Here is a 12427-nt window from a genome sequence, read left to right as displayed (position 1 = left end):
GTTATCCTTCCATCAATTAAAGAAGATTTTAAACCTTTAATCGATGTAAATTGCTTCCGATTTAGTTTCTGCTACTTTTGTATCTTTTACTCCTGAAATTTAAAATCGAAAAACCTATATATGTTTACAAAGCCATCTTTTTTTCTAATTACTCTTTTTTTCGTATTAAGTGTAAATGCTCAAAAAAATAGTTTTGAAGATAAGTTAGAAGCATTAAAATCAAAAATTGAGCAAACAGAAAATACAGAGCGTTTAAAATGGTCTGATAGTTTGTCTTCTTTAATAGAATTTGATGATGCTTATGGATATGATTCTATTGCAAAGCAAACCATCAAATATGCACTCGAATTAGATTCTCTTAACATAGCAGCTACACACACAAACAAGCTTATTCATTATTACAATAATATATTGGGAGATTCGGAAGCTGGATTACAAATGTTTAAGGGGTTTAAGAATTACATAAAAGATGTAAATTCTAATGCTATCAAATCAAGATATTATCTTTATGGTGCAGATTGTTATGCAAGTTTAGTTGATTTTGATACTGCTTTTAAATATTACAATTTGGCTAAAGAGTGGGCTGCCAAAGCCAATAAACAATCTTTGTTAGGAACCATAGCCTTAAAAAAAGGAGGTGTATTGATGGAAACAGGAAAAGCTGTTGATGCCTCAAAACATATACAGGATGCTATTAGAATTTTTGCTATTGAAAAGGATACCTTAAACTTAATAAATGCTAAAAATGATATTTCAATTCTTTACAGTCAAAATGCTTTTTACAAAGAGGCAGAAAAAGAGCGCAACGAAGCTATAGCTTTATCAAATAAATTTAAAGAAGAGACCGCAGTATCATTACTGTATTACAACGCGGCGGCTGATTATAGATTAATAGATGATCAAGAAAAACGAATTTTAAATTTGAGATTAGCTCTCAAACACAATAACTCCGAATTTAAACGTTTTTATGAACCCTTCTTTTTGTGTGATTTAACCATAGCACTTGCAGAAAATGACAGTTTAGAAAAAGCAGAACAATATTTTGATAAAATTACGAATGATCCACATACATACTCAGAAGGGATTCAAAAAGAGATGTATATTGAAGTGCTTAAGCAAATGGCTTTAGCAAAAAAACAATATAAACAAGCGCTTAATTATGGGAAGCAGCATTTGTCATTAAAAAAGGAGCACAAGGGATATGTAGAAATAATGAATGCTGAAAAGTTTTTATCTGATGTTTTCAAAAATACTAACGATTCTAGAAACTCCGAAAAGCATCTTATTAATTATTACAAAATAAAAGATTCGATATCTAAAGTTCAAAATGTAAATTCATTAACATATTATCAAACCCTTTATGAAACCGAAAAACGCGATTTAAAAATAAAAGCTCAAGAAAGTGATATAGCCTTGTTGGATGAAAAAAATAAAGTAAAAAACCAGTGGATGTTATTTGGGGGTTTAGGTCTTTTAGCAGTGTTTGGAATTGTTTTATTATGGCGCTCTAGAAACGCTGCCAGAAACAGAGAACTACTGCAAGAACAATTTTCGCAAGATCTTTTAAGTGCGCAAGAAGAAGAACGAACTAGAGTTTCTAAGGACTTGCACGATAGTGTAGGGCAACAGCTAACTTTAATAAAAAGAAAAGCACAAAACTTAGAACAGAAAGAACTTGCAACACTCACAAATTCTGCTCTTGAAGAAGTGAGGAGTATTTCAAGAGGGTTATTCCCAGCTACTCTAAAACAATTAGGCTTGACTGAAAGTATCCAGCAATTATTAAATGATTTAGATAGCGAATCTGACATGTTTTTTTCTGTTGAAATAGATGATATTGATCATCAATTTAACGAAGCTGCTACACTTAATTTTTATAGATTTATTCAAGAGTCTGTAACTAATGCTTTAAAACATTCTAAAGCCAAAACACTTACAGTTAATATTGTAAAGGAAGATAATACAGTTGAAGTTTTAATAAAGGATAATGGTATTGGATTTGACAATGTTACATCTTTAAAACAACATAGTTTAGGTTTAAAAACTATAGCAGAACGTATACGTATGCTTAATGGTGTATTATCAATAAAAAGTAAAAAAGGACAAGGCACCCAAATAATTTCTCAAATACCAATTATATAATTATGGAAATATCTGTTTTAGTTGCTGATGACCACCCGATGTTACTTAAAGGTCTGGTGGATGAATTAAAGTCATTTAATTATAAGGTAGTATCAGCTGTAGATAATGGCGCAAAAGCGTTAGATGATATTATGTCTTTACAACCAGATATTGCTGTGTTAGATATAGAAATGCCTTTGTTAACTGGTTTCGAAGTCATCCAAAAATGTATAGCGCAACAGCAACCAACTAAATTTATCATATTAACATCACATAAAGAAAAAGGGTTTATATCTAAAGCGCAAAAGCTTAATATACAAGGGTATATTTTAAAGGATGAACCAGCAGTAGAACTCCATAAATGTATTCAAGAAGTTTATAAAGGCGGTACTTATTTTAGTTCAGAATTTAATAAAATATTGGAGCATCAAGTCTCTCCTGAAATTGAAAAAATTAAATTTTTAAGCCCTTCAGAGCGTACTATAGTGCGTTTAGTGGCACAGAATAAATCTTCTAAAGAAATAGGTGAACTGTTAAGTATATCTAGTAGAACAGTAGAAAAGCATCGCTCTAATATTATCAAAAAGCTTAATCTTTCTAATGGAATGGATGCTTTACATTCTTGGGCTCAAGAGCATAAAGAGCTCATACTTTCTATATAAACACTAATTTGTTTTATGTGTAAATATTACGTAGCCCTACGTAGTATTTGCACTTGGTACGTATTGTTATCACAACGGTCTCAAAGTAACTTGCACTCGTAATTGCAAATTATAAAGATTTTAATGATATAAATAACGTAACCATGAAAACAAAACTTACACTTCTAACCCTATTACTACTTTTTACAGCAACGTTTAACTATGCACAAACCTCTGCAGAAATAGCAGATATAGCTGTACAAGGTATAGCAAGAGATGGCAATAATACAGCTAAAACAAATGCTACTATTTCTTTAACGTTTGAGTTGTATTATTTAGATGCCAATAACGGTAATACTAAAGTAGTTATTGGTAATCCAGAAACTGTTAATTTGACGACAGATGCCTTTGGCGTGTTTTCACATATTATAAGTCCAGCGGCAACTAATAATCCCATATTTGCAAACCAACAGGTGTATTTAAAAATAAGTGAAGGGCAACAGGTCATTTCAGAAGAAAAGTTAAAACACGTGCCTTATGCTATAGCCGCCAATAACGGGGTGCCAACTGGGGCTATTATGCCTTTTGTAGGAACAACAGCTCCAACAGGCTGGGTGTTATGCGATGGGAGGTCTTTAGTAGGAATCAATGGCTCACAAAAACTTATTGACTTGTTGGGCAGTAACAATGCCCCAAATTTACAGGCCATGTATTTGCGAGGTGCCGGTTCTCAAGCTTATGGAGGTACCAATTATGCTGGCATCGCTTTAGGAGTTAAACAAAAGGATGGCTTTCAATCTCATAATCATACAGCGGGAAGCTTAGAAGCGGCCAATGCGGGGCAGCATACACATGATTTAAGACAACCTTTTCGTTTCTTTGAACCTAGAAATGGGGGTAGTTCTGGAGCCACAAATGCTTTTCAAAACCAATCTGCTGCTGGAACAGGAACAGTTAATGATGGTGCCCTAGCAGCTGGCATTCATTCTCATCAAATCACAGGACTAACCGGGGCTACAGGTACACTAGGTGAAACACGTCCTGTAAGTTACGGTGTTAACTACATCATTAAACTATAAACTATAGGACGATGAGAAAAAAAATACTAACCCTGTGTTTAGGGTTCCTGGTCTCAGGGCTCTGGGCACAACAAGATGATGGTGCCAAAATGGTTACCACATCGCAGGCCGTACAAAACAATGGTTATACCATTCAAGTTGGTGTACCTTATTTGGGAACCAGTAATGTTGCCAACAATACAGATGCCCGTTTTCCATGGGACATATTATACATTTTTGGAACATTTGCAGAGGAATCTTTTGATGTGTCTAAAGGCTATTTCGGCGATAAAGTACTGCTGCAATGGGAGCTAAGGAATAACTTCAATTTAATTACAACCATAGAAATATCACGTAGAGAACTAGGAAGTGTAACGCCATTTCAATTTATAGGAAGTGTGTCTCCCAATGATACACAATACGAAGATAAATATGTAGATGGTGGCGTACTGTATGAATATAAAGTATTAGCAAAAGGTGTAAGCCAAACAGAAGAATTATATACCAATTTTATTACAGGTATAGGGTTTAGAAACCCAACAGCCATAGTAACAGGTAACGTAAGTTATAAAGGGGGCAACCCAGTGCAAAATGTAACCGTTACAGCAGAGTCTGATGGCAGCGTTGTAAGTTACGGCAGTGGTTTAATTATTCTGGGGTCTAATCAGTTAGAAATATTAAATCTGAACAAACCTATAGCAACACAAACTACGTTGCAAGCGTGGGTACGTCCAGATGAGCCTTATACAAACGATAGTGGTGATGCCATTAGACTATTTAGGCTTAATGAGTCAAACGGAAATAATATTGATATTACCGTTAATTTAAAAGAAACCTCTAAAACTTTAGAAGTTAGTATTGGAGGAAACCTTCATATTATTCAAAACGTTTACCCATCTGGAGATATAGATGCTCGAGGGAATGATATCATGATACCGGTATCAGATTTTAACAGCAATTTTGTACATATTACTGCCCAGTTAGAAGATAATAAAGAGCCTTTATTGTTTATAAATGGGCGTCCTATGACTGCGGCTTATAGGGATGCAGCACATGCTGCCAGAGCTGAAGTAGATGATGAAGATACCTCACCATATTTAGAAATAACGGTTCTAACAGTAACAACAAGGTTTAATGTAGGAAGTGCCTATTGGAACAATGTACTTGTGGGAGGTGGTAAAACCGCATTAATTGACGAAATACGTGTTTGGAAAAGTATAGAAGACGCTTCAGATATTCGTACTGATTATAAGCGATACATAAGCGGAAACGACCCAGATTTGGTCGTGTATTTAAGTGCTAACGAAAATACAGGAGGCTATGCTTATGATGCCTCAAGAAATGGATTCAATTATAACAAAAATCACGGTAGTTTAAACATCCAGGGTATAAGTAACGATATCTCTTTTGTGTCTGGTGCAGGAAATATTCCATCGTCCAACCAATTAGGCATTTTGGGAGTTACCGATGTTAACGGTAATTATGAAATCAATGCGATTCCTTATACAGGAACAGGCGAATCTTTTAAAATAACGCCTGTCTTCGGACAGCATAAATTTGAGCCCAATCAGCAATTGGTGTTTTTAGGAGAAGGGTCTGAAGTGGTTAACAAAATAGATTTTATCGACACATCATCCTTTAGTTTTAAAGGCAAAATATTATATGATACCAGAGATGTATTCCCTTCCTTTGTTGAAGTAGATGGTAACGGTATTGAAGATGATACTATGATTAGTGGTCCTGGTATTATTGATGAGAACTATAACCAATATGAAAGAAATGGCAACTTTTATAATAAAGGTGAATATTGGTATAATCAATCCGAAGACCGTTTAGAACGTTACGCACGTATTCCAGTAGCAGGCGCCAATATTTATATAGATGGTAACATTGTTTTAGATGAAAATAACGTGCCTGTGGAATCAGATGATGAAGGTAATTTCGATATTAGTGTGCCTATTGGTAATCACTTTATACGTGTTGCAAAAGCTGGACATGACTTTACTTATGAAGGTAGATTTCCTGCAGAAACTGGTACCTTTAAAGAGTTTTTTGAGGATGCTCAAGAGCAAGTAGTATTTATAGATGAAACCCGTGTTACTGCTGTTGGTCGTGTTGTGGGAGGCTCGGTAGAAGCCCAAAAACCTATTGGTTTTGGTGAAAACGGATTATTTGAAGTGCCTTACTCGTCTCCAAATGGAAATACAACGTTACAAGTAAGTTCTAAAAACAATATTGGAATAGCCAATATCACTCTAGATTATGCTCCTGTTGGTGCAAATGTTACACCTTATACACAGTTCAATTTTCAAACTAACGAACAATCAGGAGAGTATCGTATAGAAGTATTGCCTTTAAATTACGAAATTGTTGGAGATACAGGTTTGCAGATTACTAGCAACCCAAGTATCAATTCCAGTATTATTGCTTCTGGAAACAAAGAAGCGGTTAACTTTTCAACAATACCATCGGAAATAATTCCAGAATTCACATTATCAGATGACGAAATTATCTATGGAAATGCGTATCAACATGAAAAGAGTTTTGTTTACAGATCTACACCAGTATTAAAAGTAGTTGAACAAACATCTGATGATACCATCGATGTTAACGCAACACCATTGGATCCATCAGATGATATTGATATTTCTGGAGGATTATCATTAGCTTCAAATGCAAATGTGAAATATCCTGTCTATACCCAATTTGAAGATTATAAAATTGTTTTAAACACCTTTGAACGTTATGAAAACTTTGACGGAGCCAATGTGTTAGAAGACATTGTGCCTATTGTTGATGGTGAATTAAAGGTGACCAATAATTTGGCATTCTCTGGAACAGAGGAGGTCGTTACAGACCCTAATGACGATAGTAGAATCATTTACACCTTTAAAGCTGGGTTACCATCTATTTCCTCACCGTTTACAAAAACTATTGATATAAAATATAGAATTAACGGGCAGGATAATCCAGCAGAAGATTATAACCCCGAGGGTATTATTCTAGGTATCATTTCAGATGGTAGCCAAACATTCACTACCGCAGGACCAGATATTCCAGATATCATTTTAAGAGACCCGCCAGGATCTAATAGTTCGGCATCTATTACAGCAGGAGAAAGTATAACCTTTACCAACAGTCAGAGTTTATCTGCTGGAGTTGGATTAACCCAAGAACTTACCATTGATGCAGGACCATCGTTTGCCACTGGTGGCGGTCTTGTAGGGCCTTATGTTGTTACCGAGATTATCTTTGATGTCAATGCAGGTATTGGCGTATCTACATCAGCATCCGTGAGTCAAGGAATTACCAAAACCTATAATTTTTCGCAAACCATTTCAACTAGTTCAGATCCAAGATTTGTAGGTGCTGATGGCGATTTATATATTGGTCAGTCTAAAAACTTTTTCTACGGTGTTAATGCAGATGTAAGAGCATCTGAAGCACCTATAGGAACTGGTGATTATTTAGAATTAAGCAACGGTACAAACTCGGTATTTATAAGTAAACAACGAAAAACAACCTTTACCGAAGACCCTTCAGATACCTTTTTTGTGTATTCTCAAAAGTTCATATTAGAAACCTTAATTCCAGAATTACAAACACTAATTACTGAAATACAAAACGGAAATATAACCCCAGACCCTGAAAAGGGTGTAAGTGTGGACTTTTACGAACAACAAATAAATTTATGGAGAAAAGTCATTCTTCAGAATGAACGAAGCAAATATAGAGCAATTAAAGACCGTGATGGTTTAAAACAAGATGCACTTGTTTTGGTTAGCGATTTTTCTTCAGAAGTAGAAGAAGCGATAGATGCTCAACCTGATGATGAAGAACTGGAAAAATTAGAAACCAATTTTTCGGCAGCAAACAATTTGTTGGTACTAATCAATGAAAAATTTGACGATAATATTTCGTTTGATTCGGGTGTTGGCGAAATTACTAGAAGCGTAGAAACTGCCATTGTACAGTCTAACACCTTCGATTTTAATTTAACACTAGATGAGTCCTTTGCGGTTGAAGTTGGCGCAGAAATTCTTGATGTTGGTGTCACCTCAAAAACATCAGGCTTCGCCAGTCAATCTTTTGATACTGATTTAAGTGAAAGCCAAACATCTACGCTAAATGTAAGCTATACTTTAAAAGACAATGATTTAAACAATGTTTTAAGTGTAGATGTGGTTAATGTATTTGACGGTAATGGCCCTATTTTTTCAACGGTAGGAGGTAGTACATCATGTCCGTATGAGGGTGTAGAACAATCCAATTTTTATAATGATGCTGTTTATGCAGCCTTTATTCTGGCACGCGATGCAGCGGGGCTATTAGGTATACCAGATTATACAGTATTGCCATTGCCAGATGACGAAAAAGTCGATTTAAGTTTTGCAACCCAGAGTATAGAAGTGCCTTTAATTAGCGTAGAGGTTGCAGATATTAGCAATATTCCCGAAAATAATAATGCAGAATTTGAATTGATTTTGGAGAATAATAGTGTCACACAATCTGATGCCTATTTTGAACTTATTGTAGATAATACTACAAACCCCAATAATGCCAATATTAACATATCTCAAAACGGTACCGTTGTATTTGTGCCTTATGGTCAAAAAGTACCTTATTCTTTGACCTTAGGAAAATCGGTATCGGATGTTTACGATTACGAGAATATAAAAATCATATTACAATCGCGTTGTGATCCTGTTAATGTTTTCGATACTGTGGAAATATCGGCTCATTTTGTACCGTCTTGTTCTCAGGTAGCTGTTAAAGCGCCATTAGATAATTGGGTATATAATGTAGATGGGGCTTATAATAATGATGGCTCAACAAATCCATTATCTATTAATTTATCAGAATACAATCAAGCCTTTGATAATTTTCAAAAAATCGATTTAGAATATCGTTTAGCAACATCTCCAAATTGGACACGCTTGCATACGTATTATAACACCCAAGCCTTTTATGATGAAGCTGTAATTAATAATGAGTCTGAGATTTCCTTAATAACAAATGCCGAAGTTATATTTGCTTTTAATATTGCAGATTTACAACTGCAAGACGGGAATTACGAAATAAGAGCACGAAGTACCTGCACCAATGGCACCGAATATATTTCAGAGGTTGTTTCAGGTAGTGTAGATTTAAAATCACCACAGCAGTTCGGTACACCATTACCAACCGATGGTATTTTAGGAGCTGGAGAAGATTTACGTGTTAGTTTTAGCGAAAATATCTTTTATAATAGTGCAGTAAGTACCATTGAAATAAAAGGAGAAACCAATCAGTTACCAATAGATAATAGTGTCTCTTTGCGTTTTGAAGGCGCTAATAATACAGCAACTATAGAAAGCCCAAGGTTGGTATCTGGAGATTTATCGGTAGAATTCTGGATGAATAATGCTACTACGGCATCATCAGCTACCATCATTAACCAGCAAAATGGATTAAACATTCGTTTAGAAAATGGAGATGTTTTTGCTGCTCTTGGAGATATTACAGCCAATGGAACTATAGCCACAGATGGCTTGTTTCACCATTATACGATTACGCACGATAATGCATCGGGAAGCCTCAGTATTTATGAAGATGATCGAGACATTGGCGGGAGTACAGGAAGTGCTAACACACAATTCACAAATAATAATCCTTTAGTGATTGGTGGGAATACGTTTATAGGCAATATTCATGATTTAAGATTATGGACAAAATCATTAAGTTTAAGTGAAGCTTATGCAAATATCTATACCAAATTACTTGGAAACGAAGCTAATTTGGTTGGTTATTGGCCAATGAATGAAGGACGCGGTACTATTGCCTACGATTTAGCACGATTTAAACATGCCGCTGTAACCGCCGATTGGGATATCAAACCCAAAGGCACATCATATGAGTTTGCTAATGACCAGTATTTAGAGTTGGATAATGTAGGTTTTGTACAGCTAACAAATGAAATGAATGCCACTATTTCGTTCTGGATAAAAACCGATACCCCACAAGAAGCCACCATATTCTCTAATGGTCGTGGTAATGGTGAAGACCCTATACAATCTGTTGGTTTATCAAATAAATGGGCTATTAATATGAATAGTTCTGGAGCCTTATATTTTGAAAGTGAAGGTAACAACTATGTGTTAACCGCTGCAAGTGTAGCTGATAATAATTGGCATCATATCGCTTTGTTGTTTAACAGAAATGGCTCTTTAAGAACTTATGTAGATGCACAACAAGTCTCTTCTAATCCTATTGCAGATATTGGTGGTTTCTCAGGAAATCAGGCCTGGTTAGGTGCACGAGGCTTTAAAGATCAAGCAGGTGTAGAAACCGTAGATAGACCATTTACAGGGAAAATTGATGAGTTTAGACTATGGAATACATTACGAAATATAGACCAAATATCCAGAGATCGTTTTAACGAAATGGATGTTGAGAGTATTGGTTTATTACTATATGCACGTATGAATGCACCTGACCCAGTAACAGCAAACGGGCCACGATATTATCATGCCTTTAGTAACCAAAGTGTGATACCGTCAAATGCAGTATTAAGCTCAGGAGCTGTGAATTATTCAAATGATGTGCCTGCTATTAAACCAGAACGAAAATTGATCAAATTCCAAGTGAATCATGTTATTAATGAAGATGATATGATATTGGAACCAGTGATATCAGACTGGGCAGCAATTGAAGGCCAAATACTTGATATTACAGTACATCGTATGTTTGATGCTTCAAATAATATGCAGCAATCCCCAATCACTTGGACCGCTTTTGTTCAGAAAAATGAAATGAGCTGGTTTGTTGATGGCTTTGATGAGGTAGTTAATATTATCAAAGAGGGTAATGAGTCACCTACATTCGATATTACAATAATCAATAAAGGTGGTTTAGTACAACCCTATAATATTGCAGGAGTGCCTAATTGGTTGTCTTTAAGTAGTACTTCTGGAAGTTTAGCACCAGACAGTAAAATTACAATCACAGCTAATATTGATGAAGGTTTATCAGCTGGAGAATATTTGGAAAATCTTTATCTACAAACTGATTTTGGTCTAGATGAAAAACTACAACTAGAAGTAAGAGTACTTGCGGAAGATCCTGAATGGGAAGTTAACCCGAACGACTTTAACTATAGTATGAATATTATAGGGCGCATTAGTATAGATAGTGTGTTTTCAAATGATTTATTTGACCAAGTGGCAGCATTTTCTAATGGCGAAGTCAGAGGTATAGCCAATGTAGTTTATGATGAAGCTTATCAAGAATATTTCGTATTCCTAACAGTATACAGTAATACGGTTTCTGGTGATGCTATTAGTTTCAATATCTGGGATGCTAGCACTGGACAAATCATACGAGCTACTATAGATGGGAACAGTTCAATAACCTTTACAGATAATAATGTCATGGGAACGTTAACGAACCCGTCATTATTTGAAAATACTAATGTTATTGAGCAGGATATACCATTAAATGAAGGTTGGACATGGGTGTCGTTCAATGTAAATGATCCTAATTTTTCAGATTTGAATGCGTTGACTTCTGGTATGAATTTACAAACATCAGATCGTATTCTAAGTCATTCTCCAACACAATTAGAGACGTACTTTAAGGATGCATCGCCAGCAAATAGTTCATGGAATGGTACTATTAGTGCAAATTCTGGTTTGTCTTCAAACTTTATGTATAAAATGAAATTTGCCAACCAGCAAACATTAAAAATTCAAGGTACTACTGTTGATGTAAATACATGGAATTTTGATATCCAAGAAAACTGGAATTGGTTGCCATATCCATTAACTAAGAATGTCTCAGTAAATGAAGCATTATCTACGTTTAATGTGTCTGATGGTGATATTATAAAATCACAAAATCTCTTTGCTATTTATGATCCTTTAAATGGATGGAGCGGAACATTAAATTATTTAGAAGTTGGTAAAGGATATATGATTAAGTCTTCTAGCGCTCAGAATTTTAAATACCCTAATATTTTTGGTAAATCGGGGAATACTAAGAAAACAACTTCTGATGATATAGCATCCAAAAATCAAAATACTATAAGTGAGGAGTTTGCTCAGTATTCTGATAATATGAATGCAGTAGTGCTTTTACCAGAAGGTTATAGTAAACTCTATGTTTATGATGATGAAGGAGCGCTAAAAGGTATGTCTGAAAATCAATTAGTTGGAGATAAAGCGTTAAGTTTTATCACTATTTATGGAGAAACAGAAAGAGAGTTAACCTTCTTTATTGGAGACGGTAATTCTCAAAGGCCAACTCAAAAGACTTTTATGTTTAAGGGGAATAATGTTTTAGGTACAGTAGCTAATCCAGTTGTTTTAGAAGCAAATGGTTTAGAACAACTAAAAATGTACCCTAATCCGTTTAAAGATGAGTTGTTAATACAATTCAATTCTAATACTTCAGATAACATAGATATACAACTAATAAATGTTTATGGCCAATCAGTTTATGCAAAAACCCTTGAGGTTAGGGAAGGAGCTAATACTCTTAAAATAAATCCGAGTGTGAGTATTGGAGTTTACTTTTTAAAGATTAACATGAACAATACAAACAGAACATATAAAGTAATTAAAAACTAAG

The 12427-nt window shown here is 34.9% G+C and carries 4 protein-coding genes; all 4 read left to right on the top strand.

Translation table 11 applies throughout. From position 1 onward, the window contains the following. Window positions 1-120 precede the first annotated feature (120 nt). Window positions 121-2142 carry a sensor histidine kinase gene (locus JS605_RS07355; protein ID WP_203257051.1) on the top strand — a complete coding sequence of 674 codons (2022 nt, stop codon included), beginning with the start codon at window positions 121-123 and terminating at the stop codon, window positions 2140-2142. Between the two features lie 2 nt (window positions 2143-2144). Further along, on the top strand, window positions 2145-2783 hold the full coding sequence (locus JS605_RS07350; protein ID WP_203257050.1) for a response regulator: 639 nt from the start codon (window positions 2145-2147) through the stop codon (window positions 2781-2783). A 143-nt stretch (window positions 2784-2926) separates the two neighbouring features. Beyond that, complete coding sequence (locus JS605_RS07345; protein WP_203257049.1) at window positions 2927-3841, top strand: tail fiber protein; 915 nt, start codon at window positions 2927-2929, stop codon at window positions 3839-3841. 11 nt (window positions 3842-3852) lie between these two features. Beyond that, window positions 3853-12426: a LamG-like jellyroll fold domain-containing protein gene (locus JS605_RS07340; protein WP_203257048.1), complete on the top strand. Its 8574-nt coding sequence runs from the start codon at window positions 3853-3855 to the stop codon at window positions 12424-12426. Window position 12427 lies beyond the last annotated feature (1 nt).

Source organism: Hyunsoonleella ulvae (assembly GCF_016827605.1).
Classification (GTDB): domain Bacteria; phylum Bacteroidota; class Bacteroidia; order Flavobacteriales; family Flavobacteriaceae; genus Jejuia; species Jejuia ulvae.
The sequence above is the reverse complement of the archived record's forward strand: the minus strand, read 5'-3'. Positions and strand labels throughout refer to the sequence as shown.